Raw genomic sequence first — 24,957 nt, forward strand, 5'->3', positions numbered from 1 at the left:
TCTCTGGCGGTAGCGCTCTACCGCCAAAATTGCGCTAAATCAATCTCCCTGCAAGTTGTATCAGAAATCCCTTTTATCCCTTCGCGCACAGGCATAATCTTAAAGATGTATATTAAATATAACTTTAAAAGGTGTGACCATGTTTTGTGTGCAATGTGAACAAACCATCCGTACTCCGGCAGGAAACGGCTGCTCTTACGCGCAGGGTATGTGCGGTAAAACGGCTGAAACCTCCGATCTTCAGGATCTGCTGATTGCCTCCCTACAAGGTCTGTCTGCATGGGCCGTTAAAGCCCGTGAATACGGCATCATTGACCACGAGATTGATAACTTTGCGCCGCGTGCGTTTTTCTCCACGCTGACCAACGTTAACTTCGATTCACCCCGCATTGTCGGCTACGCCCGCGAAGCCATCGCGATGCGTGAAGCACTGAAAGCACAGTGCCTGAATATCGACGTCAACGCCACCGTCAACAATCCAATGGCTGACCTGCAACTGGCGAGCGACGATCTGGGCGCACTGCAACGTCAGGCCGCTGAATTTACCCCAAATAAAGACAAAGCCACCATTGGCGAGAACATTCTCGGCCTGCGTCTGCTTTGCCTGTACGGCCTGAAAGGCGCTGCGGCATACATGGAGCACGCACACGTACTCGGTCAGTACGACAACGATATCTATGCACAGTACCACAAAATCATGGCGTGGCTGGGCACCTGGCCTTCCGATATGAACGCTCTGCTGGAGTGCTCAATGGAAATCGGTCAGATGAACTTCAAAGTGATGAGCATTCTGGATACCGGTGAAACCACTAAATACGGCCATCCAACACCGACTCAGGTCAACGTTAAAGCTACCGAAGGCAAATGTATTCTGATCTCCGGTCACGACCTGAAAGATCTCTACAACCTGCTGGAACAAACCGAAGGCACCGGCGTTAACGTCTATACCCACGGCGAAATGCTGCCCGCGCACGGTTACCCGGAACTGCGTAAATTCAAACACCTGATCGGTAACTACGGCAGCGGCTGGCAGAACCAGCAGGTTGAATTCGCCCGCTTCCCAGGCCCAATCGTGATGACCTCTAACTGCATCATCGACCCGACCGTTGGCGCGTATGATGACCGTATCTGGACTCGCAGCATCGTCGGTTGGCCGGGCGTTAGCCATCTCGAAGGTGACAACTTCGCTCCCGTCATCGCACAGGCGCAGCAGATGGCAGGCTTCCCGTACAGCGAGATCCCACACCTGATCACCGTGGGTTTCGGTCGTCAGACGCTGCTGGGCGCTGCGGATACGCTTATCGATCTGGTGAGCCGTGAAAAACTGCGTCACATCTTCCTGGTCGGCGGTTGCGACGGCGCGCGTGGTGAACGTAACTACTTCACCGATTTCGCCACCAGCGTACCGGATGACTGCCTGATCCTGACCCTGGCCTGCGGCAAATACCGTTTCAACAAACTGGACTTCGGCGATATCGAAGGTCTGCCGCGTCTGGTTGATGCAGGTCAGTGTAATGACGCTTACTCAGCCATTATTCTGGCGGTCACGCTGGCGGAAAAACTGGGCTGTGGCGTGAACGATCTGCCGCTGTCTCTGGTGCTTTCCTGGTTCGAACAGAAAGCGATTGTTATCCTGCTGACCCTGCTGTCACTGGGTGTGAAAAACATCGTCACCGGCCCTACAGCGCCAGGTTTCTTCACCCCGGACCTGCTGGCCGTACTCAACGAGAAATTTGGTCTGCGTTCCGTCACCACCGTTGAAGAAGATATGAAGCAACTGCTGAGCGCGTAAGGAGTTACATCATGACAATGCCAACCCATCAGTGCCCATGGCGGATGCAGGTTCATCACATTCATCAGGAAACCCCGGATGTCTGGACGATTTCGTTGCTGTGCCACGACTATTATCCGTACCGCGCCGGGCAGTATGCGCTGGTCAGCGTACGCAACTCGGCAGAGACACTGCGTGCTTACACTCTCTCTTCCACGCCGGGCGTCAGTGAGTACATTACGCTGACCGTTCGCCGGATTGATGACGGTGCGGGCTCACAGTGGTTAACCCGTGATGTCAAACGCGGCGACTACCTCTGGCTCTCCGATGCGATGGGCGACTTTACCTGCGAAGATAAAGCCGAAGAGAAATTCCTGATGCTGGCGGCCGGCTGCGGCGTGACGCCGATCATGTCGATGCGCCGTTGGTTGGCAAAGTATCGCCCGCAGGCCGATGTGCAGATTATCTATAATGTGCGCTCGCCGCAGGATGTCATTTTTGCGCAGGAGTGGCGTCAGTATCCGGTGACGCTGGTCGCTGAAAACGATGCCACCGACGGTTTTGTGTCAGGCCGCCTGACCACTGAACTGCTGCAACGTGTTCCTGACCTGACGTCTCGTACCGTGATGACCTGTGGTCCAGCGCCGTATATGGATCTGGTTGAGCAGGAAGTGAAAGCGCTCGGCGTTACCCGCTTCTTTAAAGAGAAGTTCTTCACCCCCGTCGCCGAAGCCGCAACCGACGGTCTGAAGTTCACGAAGCTTCAGCCCGCGAAAGCGTTTTATGCGCCGGTCGGCACCACGCTGCTGGAAGCGATGGAAAGCAATAACATACCGCTTACCGTCGCCTGCCGTGCCGGTGTATGCGGTTGCTGCAAAACCAAAGTGGTGGATGGTAACTACACGGTCACCAGCACCATGACGCTGACCGATGCAGAGATCGCCGAAGGCTATGTGCTGGCGTGCTCCTGCCATCCACAGGGCGATTTAGTGCTCGCGTAAGACGTGCCGGATGGCGGCGTAAACGCCTTATCCAGCCTACAACTGAAACGGTCATCGGAAACGGTGGCCGTTTTTTTATGCTTCGCGCAGCACGGCACAACGCATTAAATCCATACAAAACAAAGGGAAATAAAAAGCACAACCGCCATCTTCGACTAAACTTGTAACCGGTATCACATTTAAGGAGATGGAAAACCATGAAACAAACCGTTGCTACTTTTATTGCCAAAACCCTTGAACAGGCTGGCGTGAAACGTATCTGGGGTGTGACGGGCGACTCACTGAACGGTCTGAGTGACAGCCTTAATCGCATGGGAACGATTGAATGGATGTCGACCCGCCATGAGGAGGTTGCGGCTTTTGCCGCCGGTGCAGAGGCGCAACTGACGGGCGAACTGGCGGTATGTGCAGGTTCCTGCGGGCCGGGCAACCTGCACCTGATTAACGGTCTGTTCGATTGTCATCGCAATCACGTTCCCGTGCTGGCCATTGCCGCCCATATCCCCTCCAGCGAAATAGGGAGCGGCTATTTCCAGGAGACCCACCCGCAAGAGTTGTTCCGTGAATGTAGCCACTATTGCGAGCTGGTTTCCAGCCCGGAACAGATCCCACAGGTTCTGGCGATTGCGATGCGTAAGGCAGTGCTGAATCGCGGCGTTTCGGTAGTCGTGCTGCCGGGCGACGTTGCCCTGAAACCTGCGCCAGAGGGCGCCAGTACGCACTGGTATCACGCGCCGCAGCCCGTTGTCACGCCCACCGCCGAAGAGCTCAAAAAACTGGCGCAACTGTTACGCTATTCCAGCAATATTGCGCTGATGTGCGGCAGCGGTTGCGCAGGTGCCCATGCTGAGTTGGTCGAGTTTGCCGCCAAAATCAAAGCCCCCATTGTTCACGCCCTGCGCGGGAAAGAGCATGTCGAATACGACAACCCCTACGATGTCGGCATGACGGGGCTTATCGGATTTTCTTCCGGGTTTCATACCATGATGAATGCCGACACGCTGATCCTGCTCGGCACCCAGTTCCCCTATCGCGCCTTCTATCCCGCTGACGCCAAAATTATTCAGGTCGATATCAACCCCGCCAGCATTGGCGCCCACAGTAAGGTCGATATGGCGCTGGTTGGCGATATCAAATCGACGCTCGGCGCACTGTTGCCGCTGGTGGAGGAAAAAACCGATCGCACATTCCTCGATAAGGCGCTGGTGCATTATCGCAACGCGCGTAAAGGGCTGGACGACCTGGCAAAACCGAGCGACAACGCCATTCACCCGCAGTATCTGGCGCAGCAAATCAGCCATTTCGCCGCCGATGACGCCATCTTCACCTGCGATGTCGGCACGCCCACCGTCTGGGCGGCGCGCTACCTGAAAATGAACGGCAAACGCCGCCTGCTCGGATCGTTTAACCACGGTTCAATGGCCAATGCGATGCCGCAGGCGCTCGGCGCACAGGCGACTGCACCGGGGCGTCAGGTGGTGGCGATGTGCGGCGACGGCGGTTTCAGTATGCTGATGGGCGATTTTCTCTCTGTTGTGCAGATGAAACTGCCGGTGAAAATTGTCGTCTTCAACAACAGCGTGCTGGGATTTGTGGCGATGGAAATGAAAGCCGGCGGCTATCTCACTGACGGCACCGAACTGCACGACACCCACTTTGCCCGCATCGCCGAAGCCTGCGGTATTCCCGGTATTCGCGTGGAAAAAGCCGCTGAGGTCGATGAAGCCCTGCAAAAGGCGATGTCCATTGACGGCCCGGTACTGGTCGACGTGGTTGTCGCGAAAGAAGAGCTGGCCATTCCACCGCAAATTAAACTGGAGCAGGCCAAAGGTTTTAGCCTGTACATGCTGCGCGCGATCATCAGCGGACGCGGCGACGAAGTGATCGAACTGGCAAAAACCAACTGGCTCAGGTAAAACAATGCACATCGCCATTTAAACACCAGGAATGTGCCATGATCGATTTACGCAGTGATACCGTTACCCGTCCGAGTCGCGCCATGCTTGAAGCGATGATGGCCGCCCCGGTCGGGGACGACGTGTATGGAGATGACCCCACCGTTAATGCGTTGCAACAGTACGCCGCCGGGCTTTCCGGCAAAGAAGCGGCGCTCTTTTTACCCACCGGCACCCAGGCCAATCTGGTGGCGCTACTGAGCCACTGCGAGCGCGGCGAAGAGTATATCGCCGGTCAGGGGGCGCATAATTATTTGTATGAGGCCGGTGGTGCTGCGGTGCTGGGCAGTATTCAGCCTCAGCCTATCGATGCTGCCCCTGACGGTACGCTGCCGCTGGATAAAGTGGCGGCGAAGATCAAAGCGGACGATATCCATTTTGCCCGTACCCGCTTGCTCAGCCTTGAAAACACCCACAACGGGAAAGTGCTGCCACGCGAGTATCTGAAAGAGGCGTGGACGTTCACCCGCGAACGCGGTCTGGCGCTGCACGTTGACGGCGCGCGTATTTTCAACGCCCTGGTCGCTTATGGCTGCGAGCTCAAAGAGATCACCCAGTATTGCGATTCATTCACCATCTGTCTGTCGAAAGGTCTGGGAACGCCGGTCGGCTCTTTACTGGTCGGCAGCCATGACTACATTAAACGTGCAACTCGCTGGCGTAAGATGACCGGCGGAGGTATGCGCCAGGCCGGAATTCTGGCAGCCGCCGGACTGTATGCACTGAAAAATAACGTCGCACGTTTACAGGACGATCACGACAACGCCGCCTGGATGGCAGAGCAGTTGCGCGAAGCCGGGGCGGATGTGATGCGCCACGACACCAACATGCTGTTTGTCCGCGTGGGCGAAGAGAATACCGCCGCATTAGGCGACTATATGCGCGAACGAAACGTGCTGATCAACGCCTCGCCGATTGTACGTCTGGTCACCCATCTGGACGTATCGCGTGAGCAGCTTGCCGACGTTGTCGCCCACTGGCGCGCTTTTTTACATCGCTAAGGAGACAGACGTGCCGCAACGAATTTTGGTGCTGGGCGCCAGTGGTTATATTGGTCAACATCTGGTGCAGGAACTCAGCCAACAGGGACATCAGGTGCTGGCGGCGGCACGTCGTATTGAACGACTGGAAAAACAGCAACTGGCGAATGTCAGTTGCCATAAAGTTGATCTGAACTGGCCGGATAATCTCGCGCCTCTGCTGGCAGAGGTCGATACGGTTTACTATCTGGTTCACGGCATGGGTGAAAAAGGCGACTTTATCGCCCATGAACGTCAGGTGGCGCTGAACGTCCGCGATGCGCTGCGAGATACCCCGGTCAAACAACTGATTTTTCTCAGTTCGTTGCAAGCGCCCGTGCATGAGCAATCTGAACATTTGCGCGCACGGCAGCTCACGGCAGACACCCTGCGTGATTCTGGCGTACCGGTCACCGAATTACGCGCCGGTATTATTGTCGGAGCCGGTTCTGCCGCCTTCGAAGTGATGCGCGACATGGTCTATAACCTGCCGGTGCTGACGCCGCCGCGCTGGGTACGCTCACGCACCACGCCGATTGCGCTGGAAAACTTACTGCACTATCTGGTGGCGCTGCTGGAGCATCCTGCCAGCGAACATCGCATTCTCGAAGCTGCCGGGCCGCAGGTACTGAGCTATCAGGAGCAGTTTGAGCACTTTATGGCCGTCAGCGGCAAACACCGACTGTTGATACCCATCCCTTTTCCGACCCGCTGGATTTCAGTCTGGTTTTTAAACGTTATTACCTCGGTGCCGCCCACCACAGCAAAAGCCTTGATACAGGGGCTGAAACACGATCTGCTGGCCGATGACACCGCACTGCGCGCACTGATACCGCAACAACTTATCACCTTTGACGACGCCGTTCGCAGCACGCTGAAAGAAGAGGAAAAGCTGGTGAACTCCAGCGACTGGGGATACGACGCCCTGGCGTTTGCCCGCTGGCGTCCGGAATACGGTTATTTCGCCAAGCAGGCTGGCTTTACCGTCAAGACCCCCGCCAGTCTGAAAGCGTTATGGCAGGTGGTGAACCGTCTCGGCGGGAAAGAGCGTTACTTCTTCGGCAATATTTTGTGGCAGACCCGGGCGCTGATGGACCGCGTGATCGGGCATAAACTGGCAAAGGGTCGACCCGCACGCGAGCTTTTACAGGTGGGCGATACGGTAGATAGCTGGAAAGTGATCATCGTCGAGCCAGAAAAACAACTCACATTACTGTTTGGCATGAAAGCCCCTGGACTGGGTCGCCTGAGTTTTACGCTCGAAGACAAAGGCAGTCACCGACAGATCGATGTGCGTGCCTGGTGGCACCCGCACGGAATGCCCGGACTTTTCTACTGGCTGCTGATGATCCCCGCGCATCTGTTTATTTTTCGCGGTATGGCGAAACAAATTGCCAGACTTGCAGAACAAATCACAGATTAGTAATAAAAACATGCTGTATTGTTTCATGTTTCCCATTGCATACAGACGTATTTCACGGAAGAATGCGCACGACGTTTTATTAAACACAGTGGATTGATATGAAGGTACTGGTTACCGGCGCCACCAGCGGCTTAGGTCGAAACGCGGTTGAGTTTTTGCGCAATAAAGGCATCAGCGTCAGAGCCACCGGTCGCAATGAAGCGATGGGCAAGCTGCTGGAGAAGATGGGAGCAGAATTCGTGCATGCGGATCTGACCGAACTGGTCTCTTCGCAGGCCAAGGTGATGCTCGCAGGTATCGACACGCTATGGCATTGCTCCAGTTTTACCTCTCCGTGGGGAACCCAGGAAGCCTTCGATCTGGCCAATGTTCGCGCCACCCGTCGTCTGGGTGAATGGGCCGTGGCCTGGGGCGTGCGCAACTTTATTCATATCTCTTCCCCCTCCCTGTATTTCGATTACCACCACCATCGCGACATCAAAGAGGACTTCCGCCCTCACCGATTCGCGAATGAATTCGCCCGCAGTAAAGCCGCTGGCGAAGAGGTAATCAGCCTGTTAGCGCAAGCCAACCCGCAAACCCGGTTTACCGTGTTGCGCCCGCAAAGCCTGTTCGGCCCCCACGATAAGGTGTTTATCCCGCGTCTGGCGCACATGATGTACCATTACGGCAGTATCCTGTTGCCGCACGGGGGCAGCGCACTGGTGGACATGACCTATTACGAAAACGCCATCCATGCCATGTGGCTGGCCAGTCAGGAAGCCTGTGATTCATTGCCGTCGGGTCGCGTTTATAACATCACCAACGGTGAACACCGCACATTGCGCAGTATCGTGCAGAAACTCATTGCTGAGTTAAATATTGATTGCCGCATTCGCTCCGTGCCCTACCCGATGCTGGATATGATCGCCCGCAGCATGGAACGCTTTGGCAATAAATCAGCGAAAGAGCCCAAATTAACGCACTACGGCGTGTCGAAGCTGAACTTCGACTTTACGCTGGATACCTCCCGTGCGCAGGAAGAGCTGGGTTACCAGCCCGTCATTACCCTGGACGAAGGGATCGAACGTACCGCCGTCTGGCTTCGCGACCACGGTAAGCTGCCGCGTTAGCGCGACACCCTTAGGCGAAAAAAAACGGCAACCTTTCGGTTGCCGTTTTGCTTTTACAGCGCAGTCCAGGCATCAGCCCATGCCAGACCTGCACCCGGTTCATAGTACGTCGCGGAATTGTTACACCAGCCGCTGTACGGGAACGGTTTACACTGGAACAGTTTACCGTGGTTGTTCACGATATCGCCTGCCTTGTACTTGCTCTTCGCCACCCATGCCGGATAAGTACCGGAGGTGCCGCCGCCGGACGCGGTTTTCGCCTTCACGTTCAACAGATAAGACGTGGTGCTGCTCAGTTCACCGTCGCTCACGGTCAGGCTAACTTCATACTGCTGCGCCGTCGTCGCTTCCGGCGCGTTGAAGGTCACAACGGCTTTATCTTCGCCGGTGATGGTCTGGCCATCCTGGGAGTGCCAGGTATAGGTCAGTTTATTACCGTCTTCATCGGTAGAACCTTCCGCACTCAGGGACACTTTCGCCCCCGCTTCGACTGCGCCGATCGGGCCCGCAATCTGCGCAACTGGCGCATGGTTAACCGTCGTCGGTTCTGCCGGCGTTTCATCAGGATCCGGCGTCGGTGCTGGTGCCGGCGTCTCATCGTCCGGCGGTGTTGGCGTCGGCGTTGGTGTCGGCGTTACCTGCCCATCGTCAGGCGTCGTTGCAGAACCATCATCATTGACGATGTTTACATTAAAGAATTTCTTCACGCAGTTGCTGTAGTCGCCCTCTTTAAACGCGCTGAATGGCGTCTGATAACCCACCAGTTGGCAAGAGTAGGTCTGACCGCTTGGCGTATCCGCGCTCCATCCCCAGTCCTGTTCCCAGTAAATCTTCAGGGCGCCAGAGCCACCTTCGTCGAACTGTTTCATGTTGGCGCAGCCCAGCACTTCATTTGCCGGAACCTGAACTTTCAGGTACTTCGCAAACTCTTTGTAGTATTTGATACGGTTTTCAGACTGCGCAATTTCCGTCGGGCCGCCGCACTCCACGCCACCGTTAATAATCTGGGTGGTCACACCAAAGCCCGGTACCAGACCGTTGGCTTTATCGTGATCGTTCGGTTTCCAGGTGCCGTCGATAACCTGCAACATGCTTGGTTTTGGCGGCTGCGGGTAGGCGAAGAAGAAGATCGCACTCGCCAGGTTCAACCAGGTGTCCGCCACCAGTTCCGGTTTGTCCAGCAATGTGCGGACAGTGCCGAACATGGCTTCCGAGAACGGGCCATAGTTGTAGTTATAGGACAACTGCTTAGCCCCGCGGCCAAAGTAGCTAACGAAATCACCATCTTTGTCTTTACCACACGGCCAGGTCTGACCCTGCCAGATGTCCGGCGCACATTCGCCGTTATAGCCGCCCTTCTGCCCTTCGCTCCAGCCCATTTCACGGACATAAACCAGCGCCTGACGCCATTCGGCTTCCGGACGCCAGCTCTCGTGACCGCCGGTCTCCTGCGCAAAGTGAGCGAACATGGTCGCCAGCTCTTTGCGGCAAATCGCATCACTATCACGCCCGTCGTTATAGGTCTTACAAAGCGCCGGGAATTTACCAACCGCTTTCAGGAAGTTACTGTAAGTGTAAGACTGCGCGCGCATCGGAAACAGGTATTCCCAATCGCTGGCTTTGACGATACCTTCAACGCGTTTCACGTTTTCCGGGTTCGCCGCGCGACCGGGCTCAATCTGCTCAACCAGACTGTTGTCCAGGGTGGCAATGGTGTCTTTTACCGATGCCATCAACGGGAAACTGGTGAGTTCTTTTTCCTTATTCACCAGATCGCTGGCTTTAAGGGTGTAGGGTTCGCTGCTGGTTGCCTGCAACGTGCTTGCCTGAGCCATAAACGGGGCGATACACGCGCCCGCTACGAGAACACTCAGTATTGTCCTTTTGGTCATTTCAAATAATCCTGTTTGTTAGCAACAATGGTGTTAACAACCCCGGCTTATGTATTAATCCATTAATAAATAAACCTGGGATTGTCGGGTTTTCATTTTTTGAAGAACACCGCATTGTGCCCTTCAAAAAACAAAAATTAATATGCAACAGAAACTCGTGGTTTTATTTCACGGTATTTATTCCAGACTTTTCGGGCATAGGTCATTCTCTTAACATAATTTTCTTTTTTCAGCCCTGCGTTATACGCACCTACCGCTTCCCAGTTATAGCCATACACTTTAATCATATTCGATAAAATAGATGCGCCAACCATAATGGAGGTACAAGGCTCGGCCATTAAACGGTACTCATCAATTCCCTGGCGTTGCAGCTCACTAAAATTCGAACTATTAATTTGCATCAAACCAACATCCCGCGAACCGTCGTGGTTCCAGCCCACCGCATGAGGGTTCATACCTGATTCCACTTTTGCAATGGCAAATAATAAATACGGATCGACGTGATAATAATGTGCTGCTTTATCCCAGCAATTGGCGAAAACACTTTGGCTGACCAACAGCAACAACAAGATTAACCGTTTCATTTGAAAACCTGCTTATTTATGTCCCTGCTCCCTCCTTGTGCACATTGATTAATGTTGTTGAGTGGCTGACGACGCCCGACGTGGAGAGCCGTCAGCCATTACGGACGCAGATCACGCCCGTAATGTCAGGGTCAGAAGATTACTTGCAATCTGCTGATGCCCCTTCTTTCACCCATACATCGCTGTTACCCGGTTTATCACCACGAGTCCACCATTTCGCACGGTATACCGAACCCTGGTAAGTGGTGGTTTCACCGCTGTTGTAGACCACATCAGAACGCCAGTTCATGCTCACTTTGCTGACCAGTTCCCATGCATCCACACCAAAGCCAGGCTGGTTGCCCTGCGTCCAGTATTTCGCTTTCCACACCAGACCATCGAAGCTGACGGTATTGCCGCTGTTGTAAACTTTGCTGGCGCTCCATGCTGCATATTTGCTGGCATTCGCATCAACAGGTTTGTCACAGCTGCTGTTCGCAGTACCTTCGTCAGATGGGGTGTTACCTTCGTCTGATGGCGTATTGCCTTCATCAGATGGGGTGTTACCTTCGTCTGATGGCGTATTACCTTCGTCTGCGGGTTTCGGCGTTACCACAACCTGTACGTTTGACTGCACGCTGGTTTTACCATCGCTAACCACAACGCTCAGGGTGTAGGTAGACTCGGAGGTCACTTCTGGCGCAGTAATGTTCACGTTGGCGGTATTGGCGCCGGTCGCTTGCATATCCGCTGGAACGCTCCAGGTATAGGTCAGTGCATCACCATCTGGATCCGCTGCCTGCGCATGCAGAGAGTGGCTTTCACCAGCCTGCAGGGTGACCGTTTCCATCTGGTTTACTACCGGCGCCTGGTTCGCTTTTGGTGCTTTGTTCAGAACCTTGATATCCACCGCGTTTTTCAGCCCTTTGGCATCAGTTACCGTCAGGCGGAACACCATGGTCTGGTCGCTGGTCGCTGCGGCAACGTTAAAGGATGCTTTCGCTTTAGCGCTGTTGCTGATGGTCACGGCTGGACCAGAAACCTGAGTCCATTTGTAGGTAATAGCATCACCATCCGGATCGCTGGATGCAGAACCATCAAGCGTTACGGTTACCGGGCCTGTCACGTTCTGATCGGCCGCTGAAGCGATTGGCGCATGGTTAGTCACCACCGGATCAACCGGTGTCGATGATCCCCCCACCAGGCTTTCATTCATGGCATTCAGAATGTCGCCGTTATCAGAGTCGATTGACCATGCGAACAGACCGCCCAGGTTGTTCGCCAGTACATATTTGCCTTTCGCGGCAGTAGAACGGGCATCTTCGTAGCTGATGAGGTCGCCAGTGGTTTTATTGAAGACGTATGGCGCTTCAGCAGTCGCATCGTAGCCATATTCCCAACCCGCTTTACCTTTGAATTCGTTAACAATCTGACGATAGTCAACCACGCCCGGTTCCCATGTCCCTTTCACTGCGCCAGTGGCTGTGCCCGTGAACGGGTTATTGCCCGTCTGACCATGGACGCCAGTCCAGCCACGACCATACATGCCAGCGCCGACAACAATCTTGCCTGGCTGTACGCCCTGACCCAGCAGCGCGTTAATGCCGTTAACCGTGGTGTAGTTGGTATCCGGACGATCTGCAGGTGCGTTCAGCGCCGCCTGGTGACCCAGTTCGGTATTGCTCCACGCGCCATAGAAGTCATAGCTCATCAGGAAGATGTGATCGAGATACTGCTGCGCCGTGGTGTAATCCACGTCTTCAATCTTATCTTTACCGGAACCGATCGCAGAGGTCAGCTCGTAGGTACGACCGGTTTCTGCTTTCAGTTCGTTGAGCATGGTACGCAGGTCATGCATCAGCGCGGTATAGGTCGCTTTATCCTGCTGCGGGTTGCCCAGGTTTTCAGTCACGCCACCGCCGCCTGGGAATTCCCAGTCAATGTCGACACCGTCAAAGAATTTCCAGGTTTGCAGGAACTCTTTCACTGAGCCAACAAAGCGTGCGCGAATGGCCGGGTCAGCCATATGGAAGAACGGATCGGACATGGTCCAGCCGCCAATGGAAGGCAGAACTTTCAGATCCGGATGCGCTTTTTTCAGCGCCATCAACTGACCAAAGTTACCTTTGTACGGGTCGTCCCAGTTGGAAACACCGGACTGTGGTTTCTGCAGCGCAGCCCATGGATCGTGGATAGCGACGGTAAAGTCCTGGCTGCCGTTACAGGCGCGTTGCAGCGCGGCAAAACTGTTGCCATTCTCAACGGTTTTCAGACCATCGTTGATGCCATCGCCGCCGCAAATCGGAATAAAGCCGTACAGAATATGGTTCAGGTTAGCCGCAGGAATTTTGTCGACCTGGAAATCACGGTCATAAACGCCCCACTCCGGATAATACGCACCCACCACTTTATCGGTGTGCTGAGCGAATGTTTTATTGTTTTCACGCAGTGCGGTATTCAGCGGCAGCAGATGGCTACCGTCGGTATCCGCAACGATAATCAGCTTACTGGCGCTCTTGGTGCAGCCGCTGGTGTTACACAGTTCGACCTGCTCCTGATAGCGTCCCCCCTTTTTCACCTTGAAGGTCGCAGAGCCTGCATTGCTGCCCGCCCCTGTCCAGACGGTGGTGCCATCCAGCAGAACTTTCGCTGATGTTGGCGTGCCACCACTCCAGACATTCCACTCAACCTTCACATCTACACCATCTTTATGCAGTTTAATGAGGTTGTTGTACGCCTGTGCCGCCTGGTCTACTTCAACAAGGGCAAATTTGTCATTGCCGCTGCTAATAGAAGGAGCACCCGGCGCTGCAGCAAATGCAGAACTTGTCGCTGCCGCAATAAAGAGCGCCAGGTATTTAGGCTTCATAAATTTCATTTTTATTTCCTGATAAATTTATTCATAAACATTAATAACCCATGTTTTCCTTTAAAACATGGAATATCCATTACAGAGTCTTTATTTAAAAAAACAACAACCATAGCCAATATTATTTTATGACGCGCTGTACTCCTCTATAAAAAGATACAAGCTCAAAATCCGTATAGCTTATGTCGCTTACAATACTCTCACGGGAAACATTCCGCCTTCTCTTTCCCCGTTGAAATAATTTTAAAAAAAACTTGACCAGAATATTCAGAATATGGAAACGAACACCTGCTCAGCGAATACCGCCATTCCAGCAAAAGCCAGTGAGGGACCGAAAGGAATAATTTGGGTATTTTTATCTGAATGTCTTAATACGAGAAAAAACGTAATCCCGCTTAATGCCGCGATTAATACAATGGCAGGAAGTGCCTGCCAGCCGCACCACGCCCCGAGCGCTGCCAGCAGTTTAAAATCGCCATAGCCCAGGCCTTCACGCCCGGTCGCCAGTCGGAACGCCCAGTAGAGGAGCCAAAGCGACAGGTAACCCGCAACCGCGCCGAAAAGCGCATCAGTGAGCGGTAATCGGGTATCCAGAGCATGTATCAACAACCCGGCCCACAGCAACGGTTGCGTCAGGCAATCGGGCAACAACTGGTGCTGCGCGTCAATCATGGCCAACGGCAATAAAAAGGCCGCCAGCAGCCACAATGAGAGAAGCGTCTGAACATCCGGCCCCCACCAGGCCGTTGCGCCGAAAAACAGCGCAGTGACCAGTTCGACTAACAATAACCGTAGCGGAATCGCCGTGTGACAGCCGCTACAGCGGCCGCGAAGCGCCAGCCAGCTAACAATCGGGATATTTTCCCAGGCGTTGAGCGAATGTTGACAGACCGGGCAATGCGACGCAGGAAAAAGTAAATTATTGCGGTTCTCATCATCCATGACCATTGCCGGAACCCGTTCCGCCACGACGCCGAGGAAACTGCCGATGATCGCCCCCAGTACCGCACTCATCCCGGTCACCGCCACCGGGTAACTCTCCCGGAGCAGCATAAACGTATTCATACGCTTTTTTTCCAGGTGAGCTGAATTTTCGCCTGAACGTCATTCACATGATCCACCGGCGTCAGACTTATTTTTTCCAGCCGAATGCCGGTGGCCATATTCATTTGCCGCAGCCAGTTCTTTAATTGATAAATATTGACCCGCCCCACCACAAACGATAACGTCTGCCCGTCCTGACGCACATCCGTCAGTGATAAATGAATGTCGCGCGCGCTCTTTTCCACAATGCTGCGTGGATTATTGGTTTTCACCTTTTGCACCTGAAGATGATTTTTATCAATTTCTCCACGCATCCAGTTCAGCGTCTCTCTTTGCCTCGTCAACGTTGATTTACTGCTTTGAATCATATTATCCAGCGGAATAACCGCTGTGTAGTAAACGGCGGCGCAGCACATGACTGCAGCGCAAATGAGTAAACCCTTTTTTTCCCTGGGGCTGTAATTCTGATAGCGCGATTTCAGCAGCGCGATTCGCTCTTTCATTTATATTTTCCGGTAATCATGGCGGTATAGGGCGCCTCTTTTGACACAGGCTGCAGAGCAAAATCAAAATGCTCTCCCGTCCGATTCACAAACTCCTGCAGCGCCTGCGGGTTTTCCGCACTGACGCTCAACGTCAGTGCCCCCCGGGAGCCATCGTATTCCAGCAAGTCAATTTCCATTTCCGGAACCGACTGTTTGGCTTTTTCCAGCTCATCCATTTGCAGGAAGATGCCCTTGCTCTGCTTCTTCATGTTCTGACCGAAGTGATACTTGAGGTTGGTCATCTGACGCATGCTCGGGAAGTGGTACTGGTAAATCTGCACAATGTCCTGCTGAACGTGATTTTCTTCCTGCACCAGCATCCAGGCCAGCGCAATACGCGGCCCTAACAGCAAGCCCAGCGACAAGATCCCTGCGGCAATCATCGCCGCTCTGATCCCTTTGACCGCACTGCCTGAAGAGGCTCGGGCGCTAAATTCACCGTGCAACTGGTTGATACGGCATGTTTGCCATTGCGGTTGAATCAACACCAGCGGGTGCTGCCAGGCCAGATGTTCGTCCACCGCCACGCCATCGGGGATCTCTCCGTAGCCGCGCACGTCACCTTCACGGGTTTTCTGCAATAACAACGGCAGCAGCGTCGCATCAACTTCGCAGGCAGCATCCGGTGAAAAACGCAGCCAATAGCTCTCATCAAGAGCGACCACCGTGCTTCCCCCCGGCGCCACTGGCAACAGCCAGGCGTCCGGAAGTACCTGAACCACCTTGAATCCCGCGTCGTGAAAACGACTCAGCCAGTGACGTAAACGCGCGGCGTCAATCGCCACCGCATCCACCTCGCGCCCTTTCTTATTGAGCACCGTCCAGTGAAGATTATCCACCTCACCGATCAGCGTCTCTTCGGCCATCCACGAGAACGCCTTCGCCTGCGATGCTACCTTTTTCGGCAACGTAAAGTGGCGGAAGATCATCTCGCTGGCAGGCAATAACAGACATACGCGTGACGCCAGAGGATGGTCTGCCAGCTCACCCAATCTTTCCAGGCTATCAAGCGTTTCCACCTGCTGACTTCCCGATTCACACCACCATAACGTCCCGTCCTCGCGGCTGTCGGGACGAATAAAAAGCACCTGTTTCATAGCATTCGACTTTTGTTATTCAATCATTCGGTAACGACGCTGCCACGTCAAAATCTCGCCGACTTCGTTATTCACCTGAAGCTGGCTGACAATGCGTAGCGTCAAATCATCGGTATTGCCGGTATAGTTAACGCGGAAATATCGGCTGTTGATGGACATCTGCTCCGCAACACGCGGCAAATCGTCTTTAAGCTGCGGGAAGTTTTGTTCCAGCATCTTGCTGAAGTCCTCAATGTTTTCCCAACCGGCTTCAGGCCGCGCTTCAATCATGCGCGCCGCATCATCTTCCGTGAGTTTTCCGGGAAACATCGCCGCCAAAACGGCCGCCTGTTCCAGGCTGAGCGTATTGACGTCCACTTTGCTCGCGGAGTCCGGCAACGCACACAGCAGCTTGCTCACTTTGGCGTACGTAACGGCAGGAAACGCGGGCAACAGCTTGATCTCTGCGATGTTGCGCATCATCTGGTTGGCGGGCTGTCTGGCCGGAACCACTCCCGCCCAGGCATCGCTCTCCGCCCCCTCTTTGGCCGTTGTTGTATCGCCATCGAGGTAGTCCACCAGTTGCAAATAGATCTCTTCGGCGGTCGTCAAACTGACGCCGCTCTGCGTCAGGATCTGCTCAACACTCAGCTCCTTAAGCGGTTTTTCCGCTACCGCCGGGGCATCTTGCCCCTGAGCCTCTTTCTCTTCGGCAAGCAGGTTATTGACGTTGAAGCAGGTTTGCGCGTCTTCCACCTGGCTCACTACCGTGTAATCTTCCCCATGGGTTTCCAGCGGTTGATGCCAGTCGCCGTCGGGTGCCAGCGCTTTACTTTCGCCGCTGGCGTCGGTCTGTAGCCTGTCCTTCACCACCTTTTCCTGCGCCTGCATGGCCCAGCGCAACTGCTGTTGGCTCACCTGGTAGTGGGTTTTCTGCAGGTTACGGCAGAACTGCTGGCTAATTTTGGCCGCCAGCGCCGACATCATGACCAGCAGGATCAGCACCACCAGCAGGGCCACGCCTTTCTGTTTGCGTAATGGGCTCATCATTTACCTTCCGGTACAGCGTGCGGTTTCGTCTGCGCGGCAGGCGCGGCGTCTGTCGACGGTGTTGACGTATCGGCGCTGTCTTTCGATGCTGGCGCGTCGGCATTGTCTTTCGGCGCGGGAGCTGCCGCATCCGGCATGTCCCCCGGCGTCATAAATACCCAGCGCCAGGTTTCGCCCTCTTTCATGGTCAGCGTCAGCTCTACGCCGTCTGGCTGATGAGAAGCGTCCGTCCACTTGTTTAACCAGCCTTTGCTGTAAAAACGCCAGGCCACTGATTTCACGTCGCTGACTATCGGCACCTCTTCGGGCTTGACCTCCGCCGGGCTATCGATAGCAGGCCAGACATCGCGATACAAACGCCCTTCAGCCAGCCGCCAGCGCACACGCTCAAGCTGCACTGAACCACTCACGCCATTCAGCGTGGTCAGTTCAAGAGCATCGCCATCCTGGAGGAATACGGTTGGCTCATTACGCGGCGCACGCGCCTGAAGCTGAAAGAAATCGCGCTCCATCAGACTCCAGGCACGCTGAAGCTGATTAAGCTTCGCCGTACTGGATTCCGTCGCGGAACTGGTGCGCATCGCCCCGTCCAGAATTTGCCAGGCCAGGGTGCTGATCACCGCAAAGATTGTCAGCGCAATCATGACCTCCAGCAGGGTAAATCCGCGCTGGCGTTGTCTGTTCTTCACTGGCTTTCTCCTGGCGGAATAATCTGTAACGTCATGACTGGCTGGCTTTCGTCGCCTTCCGCATAGACCCGTATCGCGTTAGCCCAGCCGTTATCCGCCGTCTTGACCCGTTGTTTGCGCCAGTTCCAGTTGCGCCCGCCCATCATCTCCGTCCCATGCTCTTGCGCGTCGGGAAAATCGCTTTTGCTAAGCTGCGCTTCCGCTAACTGGTTTTCCGCCACCCAACTGGCCTGTAACGTATCCGCAAGACCATGGGTGAAACGCACATTGAGGGTGACTGAGTTCATCAGCGCCAGCGCGGCGGTGGAGAAGATGACCAGTGCCACCATCACTTCCAGCAGCGTCATGCCTTGTTGTTTTTTCTTGCCGTTAGCCATCATTTTCTACCGATACGGGCACCGCCCCTTGCGACACCACGCGGAAATGGTGCTGCTTGTCGTCACTTTGCAGCATCAGCGTGAATCGACTGATTTCACCGTCCGGCAAAAAGACCACCTGCGGATCGGCATCCTTCGTGGCAGCCAGGCGTTGCGGCATGAGCGAAACGTGCATATCCTGTGGAAATTCGCCCTGAGTGGTAATACGACCGGCGGATAAAGGTACCCAGTGACGCTCGCCGTTTTTATCTTCCAGCGTCACCAGTTGATAATTATCCGTTGTGACCACCAGCCCCACGATATTTCCGTCCATCACGGCACGGTCAGAACCATAATCAACAAGGGCTTTTAATTGCTGGCCAAATATATCCGCACCGCTGCGTGAAGGAATGGTTGACACCACCATCATGGCGCAACTGGCAAATATCACCAGCGCCAGAATAATTTCCAGCAACGTAAAGCCTCGTTGTTTTTTCATTATTTCGATTTTTTATCGAGAGACCAGTTGGTAATGTCATCGGCGGTATTCGCTTCACCGTCCGGCCCGGCGGAAAAGACATCTACAGCACCGTGTTCACCGGGACTGACCAGCAGATAATCGCTGGCCCACGGGTCCTGCGGCAGGCGACGAATATAGCCATCAGCGCGGTAGCCGTTCGGAATGGGCGCGATTTCAGGTTTGGTCACCAGCGCCTGGAGGCCTTGTTCGGTAGTGGGATAACGGTGGTTATCCAGCTTATACATATCCAGTGAACCTTCGAGCGCCACAATATCGCTGGTCGCCTTTTGCACGTCCGCTTTTTCTTTATTGCCCATTAAATTGGGCACCACCATACTGGCAAGTACGCCGAGAATAACAATAACCACCATTAATTCGAGCAACGTGAAGCCCGCCTGGCGAGCCAGGTATTTTCGTTTCATAGCCATGATTTAACCTACCATATTATTAAGTTGCAGAAGCGGTTGTAATATTGACAATACGATAAATAAAACGATTGTCGCCATTGTGACCACCAGCGCCGGTTCAAATACCGACAGCGTTAATGTAATTCGGTGCTGTAATCCTGATTCCTGGTTTTCCGCTGCGCGGTCCATTAAGTTACCTAATTCGCCGCTCTCCTCGCCGGAGGCAATCATATACAGCATGGTGGGCGGGAATAATTTCGCCTGTTCCAGCGCCGCATATAATGTCGCCCCCTGGCGAACGGTATCCGCCGCCTGCTCCAGCACCTGCCGGGCATAAAGATTTTCGATACCGTCCATGGCGATATACATCCCGTCCAGCAGCGGAACGCTACTCGCCTGCAAAATACTTAGCGTGCGAATATAACGGGCGCTGTTAATGGCGCAGACCAGCTTTTTGATCGGCGCGCCGTTAACCAGCCAACGGTGCCACTGAAATTGGTTTTTCGCGTTTTTAAGCCACGCCTTAAAGCCGATAATGCCTCCCGCCAGACTGCCTGCGATGTAGATCCCAAAGGCCTGCAGGAAATCGCTCACTGCAATCAGCGTGCGGGTGGTTACCGGCAACTGTTGTTTCATATGGGTGAACTGCTCAATGACCTGCGGAACCACGGCCACCAGCAAAATGCTGATCACCGCAATCGCCACCACCGTCAGAGTAATCGGGTAGACCATCGCCTGCGTCAGCTTGCTTTTCATCTTCTGGCGTTGCTCGTTATATTCCGCCAGTTTTTCCAGCACGTCGCCCAGATGGCCGGTTTTTTCCCCCGCCATCACCAGCGTGCAGTAGAGCTTGTCAAAGGTGCGCGGAAACTGGCTGAACGCGTCAAACAGCGTATGCCCTTCGACGACCTTTTCGCGGATCTCCACGACCATTGCCGCCAGTTTTTTATCTTCGCTCTGTTTCGAAATCGCCTTCAGGGCGCTCTCAAGCGGCAACGCCGCGTTCACCAGCGTTGAAAGCTGGCGGGTAAACATCGACAGTACCGGCGTGGAGAGTTTTGTCCCGGTTTTCGCCGCGCCGGATGCCGCTTTCTCGCGGGTTTCGTTGATACTGACGGGCATCAGTTTTTGCTCACGCAGCATCTGGCGAACCTGTTTTTGCCCCTCAGCCTGCAACGTGCCGCGCTGGGTTTTCCCTGCGGCGTCCGTTGCCGTCCATGCGTAGAAGGCCATTATTCATCGCCTCCACGCTCGGCGGTCACGCGCATGACTTCTTCCAGCGACGTTACGCCGTTCACCACTTTCAGCAGACCGTTTTCTCGCAGGCTATAGGCCTGTTTAAACAGTTGCGTTTCGATAGACATTTCATCTTTATCTTCATGGATGGCGCGGCGCATGGCGGAGTCGACCACCAGAAATTCGTGGATCCCGGCGCGGCCCTGGTAGCCGCTCTGGCGGCAATGCTCACAGCCCACCGCACGAAAAATCGCTTTTGGCGGCGTCTCCATAAAGCTGAACAACGCGTGCTCATTGTCATCCAGCGGACTGGTGGTTCGGCAGTGCGTACACAGCCGACGCACCAGACGCTGGGCAATGACACCAAGCAATGATGAACCGATTAAAAAAGGCTCCAGCCCCATATCGCGCAGACGGGTAATCGCCCCTGCGGCGCTGTTGGTGTGCAGCGTTGACATCACCAGGTGACCGGTGAGCGACGCCTGCACCGCAATTTGCGCCGTTTCCGCGTCACGAACTTCCCCGATCATCACCACGTCCGGGTCCTGACGCAAAATGGCACGCAGCCCACGGGCAAAGGTCATGTCCACGCGGGGGTTAACCTGCGTTTGCCCCACCCCTTCCAGTTCGTATTCAATCGGGTCTTCGACGGTCAGAATGTTACGTTCATGACCATTCAGCGCCGACAGAATGGCGTACAGGGAGGTACTTTTCCCTGACCCCGTTGGCCCGGTGACAAGAATGATGCCGTGCGGGCGGTCAATCAGCTCTTTTAACTTCACCAGCTCTTCATCAATCAGCCCGAGCTTGTTGATGTCTGGCTTCAGATTGCTTTTATCCAGCAAACGCATGACCACCCGCTCGCCATACTGCGACGGAATGGTGGAGACACGCACATCGACCGCCTTACGGCCAATGCGCAGGGAAATACGACCATCCTGCGGCAAACGTTTTTCAGCGATATCGAGTTTGGACATCACCTTAATACGCGACACCAACAGCGGCGCGAGCTTGCGCGCGGGCTGTAGCACCGGGCGCAGCACGCCGTCAACGCGAAAACGGATGCTCAGCGTGCGTTCAAAGGTTTCAATATGAATATCCGACGCCCCCTCTTTCACCGCCTCGCCAAGAATGGCGTTGATCAGGCGGATCACCGGCGAGTTTTCGTCGTTATCCAGCAGATCTTCGTTGTCCGGGATCTCCTCGGTTAACGCCATCAGATCGATATCCGCATCCATGTCGTCAACCAGTTGTTGCGAGACGCCGCTGCTTTGCTGCCAGATCTTCGCCAGCATCTCGTCGAACGCTTCCGACGTCAGGGTCACCGGCATGAAAGAGCGTCCCAGCACCCGGCGCATCTCCAGCAACGCAAGCGCGGGGGTATCGCCACGGATATAGATCTCGTCGTTATAAAACAAGATACCGTTATCTTTCGCGTAACTGCTGCTGCAGAGATATTTACTCAGTTCGTCCACGTTGCCCCACCTTACTGTTTAAACGGGTTGTGGGACGCGCTGCCACTGGTTTGCACGGGGGCAACGCTGCTCGGCGTGGGGAATTCAGGCAGTACAGGACTATCCGCGTTTTCAATAATTCCCAGTTTATGCTCTTCCATACGCTGCTGCTGCCGCGCACGGAGTTGGTCATATTTCTCTTTTGTCGCCGCGCTGAAATTGTCGTCGTCGCGCAGCACTGTGGTATGGATAAAGACCATCAGATTACGTTTTGCCGAATCCTGCGAGGTGTAGCGGAACAACTGGCCCACCACGGGAATATCACCCAGCAGCGGCACTTTGGAGACCGACTGTTTAGTCACGTTTTCCATCAAACCGCCGAGCACTACTGTCTGGCCACTGTGCACCATCACTTCGTTGTTGATGGTGCGCGTGTTGAACGTTGGGCCGAGGCTGGCATCTTCCGTCGAGCTGTTATCTACGCTGGAAACTTCCTGCTCGATCTTCAGGTGGATCATGTCACCGTCGTTAATCTGCGGAACGATTTTCAGCTTGGTCCCCACGGTTTTACGCTCAACCGAGTTAAAGACATTATCGCCACTGGTAGTCTGCGAACCGGAAAGCACCGGCACATCCTGACCGACGTTAAACGACGCCTCTTTGTTATCCAGCGTCACCACGCTCGGCGTGGAGAGAATGTCGTTTTTGCCGTTGGTGGAAAGTGCGGTCATCAACGCGCCGAAATCGCCATTAAAGAAGCCGGTCGCCAGGCCCGTAAAGCTGCCGACGACTTTCGATTTCTTGATCTGGCTAATCGGCAGACCCGTTGAACCAAACTGTACGCCGCCGTGTTTACTGGTCCACTGCACGCCGAGATCCAGACCGTTACCGTCCTGTACTTCAGCGATAATGGCTTCCACCAATACCTGCGGACGACGAATATCCAGCTTGTCGATCACCTTCTCAAGCGAGTTCATCACGTTAGGTTGCGCGGTGATCACCAGCGAGTTGGTCGATTCGTCGGCGGTAATATTCAGATCGCTTGCCGCCGTCGCCACTTTGCTTTTCGTCGCGCCAGGTTTGTCTTTCAACTGTTCGCCAATCCCGGTCAGCACCGGCACCACTTTGCTGGCGTTGGCAAATTTGAGGTAGAACACTCGCGTGTTCCCTTCATTATTTTGCTCACGATCCAGTTGAGCGATCAGCGAACGCGTGCGTAAACGGGCGTCTTCTGAACCGCTGATCACCAGGCTATTGGTTTCGTCATCTGCCACCACTTTGGTGGTCAACTGTGGCGCACTCTGCCCTTTCTGCTCTTCGTTATTGAGATTATTCAACATCTCCGACAACTCTTTGGCAGAGGCAAAACGCAGGGGCACTATCTCACGGCGCTGAATGCCGTCTTTGTCCACGCGCTGTACCAGGTCGACCAGACGGTTTATCACCGAGGCTTTACCGGTTAACAGCAGAACGTTCGACGGCTCGAAATGGACCACGTTACCAATACCGGAGGCATCGTTGAGTTGACGCAGCAATGGCGCCAGTTCACGTACCGGGACGTTTTCCATCCGCACCACGCGGGTGATTATCTCATCGCCTTTGCCCGGGTTTTTGCTGTCGGCAAGCGGTACGCCCGCCGTGCGCGCCACGCTTGAGCGCACCACTTTGATCATACCGTTGTCCATTGGGATCACCGACAAACCGTACAGATCCAGCACGCTTAAGAAGAACTGGTAATACTCGTCTTCCGACAACACGTTATAGGTTCTGACCGACACCTGTCCCTGAACGGAAGGGTCGACCAGAATGGTTTTATTTAAATTACGACTCACCGTATCGATAAATTCACGAACATCGGTGTTTTTGAAACTGGCGCTAAAGTTGGCTGCAAGCAGCGAACCGGAATATAACGACAATGCGGTCAACGCCACGCACGCCCAGGGAAATTTCTTCATGTCTGTACACTTTTAATTGTTTAGAACATTAACCCGAATATTTTCAAGGTGAGCGTGACGTCTGACGACGACCTCCGCTTCTTTCATTTTCGACCAGTTGGCGAGAATATTTTTCGCCTGTTTTTCTTTGGTCATATCGACGGAATTTACTTCTACTGCCACATCTCCTTTTTCCAGCCCTGAATGACTGTAAAACTCGGAGGCATTTCTGGGATTAATGTTGTAACCTTCAAGTTGTCCCTTTTCGATTAACGGCTTTAACACCAGATAATCATCCAGATGCACACTTTCAGCGCCTGCATCTTTTGTCGATTTGGTTACCGGGCCGCTGTCAACGCCACCTTTAAAATAATCAGGCTTTTTTAGTGCCAGTACCTGCGAAGTACCTTCATAATTAACCACCACATTATCTTTATTGATTGCCTCTATATACGCATTGTTAAATCCGCTCAGGTTCTCACCTTCGCGGTAGCTCTTTTGTCCACCTTGAGTCTTAATAACGACAAAGGAGAGCCATGCTTCATCACTGCTGACGATACCTTCAATTTCGGCGGATAACGGCGCTTTCGTGGCCGCAGACGGCGTTTGCTGGCGCACTGCGGCGGTAAACAGCGCAAACGATTTTTCATCCTTGCGTGTTTGTTTCGGTGTGACATCCGCGTTCGCCATTTTATTTGACTGTTTTCGATAATCCTTAATGACCACATACCCTTGCTGGCCGCAAAAAATAAGCAGCACAAACATAATACAGGGCGTTATCCATCGGGATAGAAATGAGAAACTCATTATTCATCTGGCCTTTTGCATAGCGAAATTAAGCAGCGACTCACTGCGCCAATAAGTGAGACAAAGAGTAATTACCTGCCACAAAACTGACCACCGACTTTGCCGTTAACTTTAATACAGAAAAATATTGACCAATGATAATCTTGATGATAATCCGTCTGGAGAGGTTATTTTTACTCTGTGTTCAAATTGACCCGACGCATCGCATCCCTTACTTTCTGACCCCAGAGTTAA

Annotated in this window: 21 protein-coding genes; 6 read left to right on the plus strand and 15 right to left on the minus strand. The window is 54.0% G+C overall.

Annotation, left to right across the window (positions count from 1 at the left end; translation table 11 throughout):
• Positions 1-139 precede the first annotated feature (139 nt).
• The 6 genes from hcp to ACO7SM_RS14280 all read left to right on the plus strand — a co-directional run bounded on the left by hcp (position 140) and on the right by ACO7SM_RS14280 (position 8,281).
• On the plus strand, positions 140-1,792 hold the full coding sequence (gene hcp, locus ACO7SM_RS14255; RefSeq protein ID WP_490468085.1) for a hydroxylamine reductase: 1,653 nt from the start codon (positions 140-142) through the stop codon (positions 1,790-1,792).
• 11 nt (positions 1,793-1,803) lie between these two features.
• Positions 1,804-2,772, plus strand: coding sequence for an NADH oxidoreductase (gene hcr, locus ACO7SM_RS14260; protein WP_490468086.1), 969 nt, complete (start codon positions 1,804-1,806; stop codon positions 2,770-2,772).
• A gap of 197 nt (positions 2,773-2,969) precedes the next feature.
• Positions 2,970-4,688: a ubiquinone-dependent pyruvate dehydrogenase gene (gene poxB, locus ACO7SM_RS14265; protein WP_490468087.1), complete on the plus strand. Its 1,719-nt coding sequence runs from the start codon at positions 2,970-2,972 to the stop codon at positions 4,686-4,688.
• Between the two features lie 38 nt (positions 4,689-4,726).
• On the plus strand, positions 4,727-5,728 hold the full coding sequence (ltaE, locus tag ACO7SM_RS14270; protein ID WP_490468088.1) for a low-specificity L-threonine aldolase: 1,002 nt from the start codon (positions 4,727-4,729) through the stop codon (positions 5,726-5,728).
• 10 nt (positions 5,729-5,738) lie between these two features.
• A complete protein-coding gene (locus ACO7SM_RS14275) occupies positions 5,739-7,169 on the plus strand; it encodes an SDR family oxidoreductase (protein WP_490468089.1) in 1,431 nt (476 codons plus the stop codon).
• A gap of 98 nt (positions 7,170-7,267) precedes the next feature.
• Positions 7,268-8,281, plus strand: a complete 1,014-nt coding sequence (locus ACO7SM_RS14280) for a 3-beta-hydroxysteroid dehydrogenase (protein WP_490468090.1) — start codon at positions 7,268-7,270, stop codon at positions 8,279-8,281.
• A gap of 53 nt (positions 8,282-8,334) precedes the next feature.
• Here the strand turns inward: ACO7SM_RS14280 and ACO7SM_RS14285 are convergent, their stop codons facing one another.
• From ACO7SM_RS14285 to gspC, 15 genes are all read right to left on the minus strand, one after another.
• Positions 8,335-10,173 (minus strand): chitinase, encoded by a 1,839-nt coding sequence (locus tag ACO7SM_RS14285; RefSeq protein ID WP_490468091.1) that lies wholly within the window; start codon positions 10,171-10,173, stop codon positions 8,335-8,337.
• Positions 10,174-10,310: 137 nt separating this feature from the next.
• Entirely contained in the window at positions 10,311-10,757 is a 447-nt protein-coding gene (gene iagB / locus ACO7SM_RS14290; RefSeq protein WP_490468092.1) for a type III secretion system invasion protein IagB, read from the minus strand.
• A gap of 139 nt (positions 10,758-10,896) precedes the next feature.
• Entirely contained in the window at positions 10,897-13,614 is a 2,718-nt protein-coding gene (locus ACO7SM_RS14295; RefSeq protein ID WP_490468093.1) for a glycosyl hydrolase family 18 protein, read from the minus strand.
• 258 nt (positions 13,615-13,872) lie between these two features.
• Positions 13,873-14,670 carry a prepilin peptidase gene (locus tag ACO7SM_RS14300; protein WP_490468094.1) on the minus strand — a complete coding sequence of 266 codons (798 nt, stop codon included), beginning with the start codon at positions 14,668-14,670 and terminating at the stop codon, positions 13,873-13,875.
• Positions 14,667-15,152, minus strand: coding sequence for a type II secretion system protein M (locus tag ACO7SM_RS14305; RefSeq protein ID WP_490468095.1), 486 nt, complete (start codon positions 15,150-15,152; stop codon positions 14,667-14,669). The genes ACO7SM_RS14300 and ACO7SM_RS14305 overlap by 4 nt, the downstream gene beginning before the upstream one ends.
• Positions 15,149-16,291 carry a type II secretion system protein GspL gene (gene gspL / locus ACO7SM_RS14310; protein WP_490468096.1) on the minus strand — a complete coding sequence of 381 codons (1,143 nt, stop codon included), beginning with the start codon at positions 16,289-16,291 and terminating at the stop codon, positions 15,149-15,151. Before gspL ends, ACO7SM_RS14305 begins: the two co-directional genes overlap by 4 nt.
• 15 nt (positions 16,292-16,306) lie before the next feature.
• Complete coding sequence (gspK, locus tag ACO7SM_RS14315) at positions 16,307-17,317, minus strand: type II secretion system minor pseudopilin GspK (RefSeq protein ID WP_490470953.1); 1,011 nt, start codon at positions 17,315-17,317, stop codon at positions 16,307-16,309.
• A complete protein-coding gene (gene gspJ, locus ACO7SM_RS14320) occupies positions 17,317-18,009 on the minus strand; it encodes a type II secretion system minor pseudopilin GspJ (protein WP_490468097.1) in 693 nt (230 codons plus the stop codon). Before gspJ ends, gspK begins: the two co-directional genes overlap by 1 nt.
• Complete coding sequence (gene gspI, locus ACO7SM_RS14325; RefSeq protein WP_490470954.1) at positions 18,006-18,386, minus strand: type II secretion system minor pseudopilin GspI; 381 nt, start codon at positions 18,384-18,386, stop codon at positions 18,006-18,008. Before gspI ends, gspJ begins: the two co-directional genes overlap by 4 nt.
• Entirely contained in the window at positions 18,379-18,864 is a 486-nt protein-coding gene (gene gspH / locus ACO7SM_RS14330; RefSeq protein ID WP_490468098.1) for a type II secretion system minor pseudopilin GspH, read from the minus strand. Before gspH ends, gspI begins: the two co-directional genes overlap by 8 nt.
• On the minus strand, positions 18,864-19,313 hold the full coding sequence (gene gspG, locus ACO7SM_RS14335; RefSeq protein WP_490468099.1) for a type II secretion system major pseudopilin GspG: 450 nt from the start codon (positions 19,311-19,313) through the stop codon (positions 18,864-18,866). The genes gspH and gspG overlap by 1 nt, the downstream gene beginning before the upstream one ends.
• Before the next feature lie 3 nt (positions 19,314-19,316).
• Positions 19,317-20,525 carry a type II secretion system inner membrane protein GspF gene (gene gspF / locus ACO7SM_RS14340; RefSeq protein WP_490468100.1) on the minus strand — a complete coding sequence of 403 codons (1,209 nt, stop codon included), beginning with the start codon at positions 20,523-20,525 and terminating at the stop codon, positions 19,317-19,319.
• Complete coding sequence (gene gspE, locus ACO7SM_RS14345; protein WP_490468101.1) at positions 20,525-22,003, minus strand: type II secretion system ATPase GspE; 1,479 nt, start codon at positions 22,001-22,003, stop codon at positions 20,525-20,527. The genes gspF and gspE overlap by 1 nt, the downstream gene beginning before the upstream one ends.
• Before the next feature lie 11 nt (positions 22,004-22,014).
• Positions 22,015-23,937, minus strand: coding sequence for a type II secretion system secretin GspD (gene gspD, locus ACO7SM_RS14350; protein ID WP_490468102.1), 1,923 nt, complete (start codon positions 23,935-23,937; stop codon positions 22,015-22,017).
• 12 nt (positions 23,938-23,949) lie between these two features.
• Positions 23,950-24,681 carry a type II secretion system protein GspC gene (gspC, locus tag ACO7SM_RS14355; protein WP_490468103.1) on the minus strand — a complete coding sequence of 244 codons (732 nt, stop codon included), beginning with the start codon at positions 24,679-24,681 and terminating at the stop codon, positions 23,950-23,952.
• Between the last annotated feature and the right edge of the window lie 276 nt (positions 24,682-24,957).

The sequence above is a fragment of the Citrobacter sp. LJND-P06 genome (assembly GCF_058188415.1).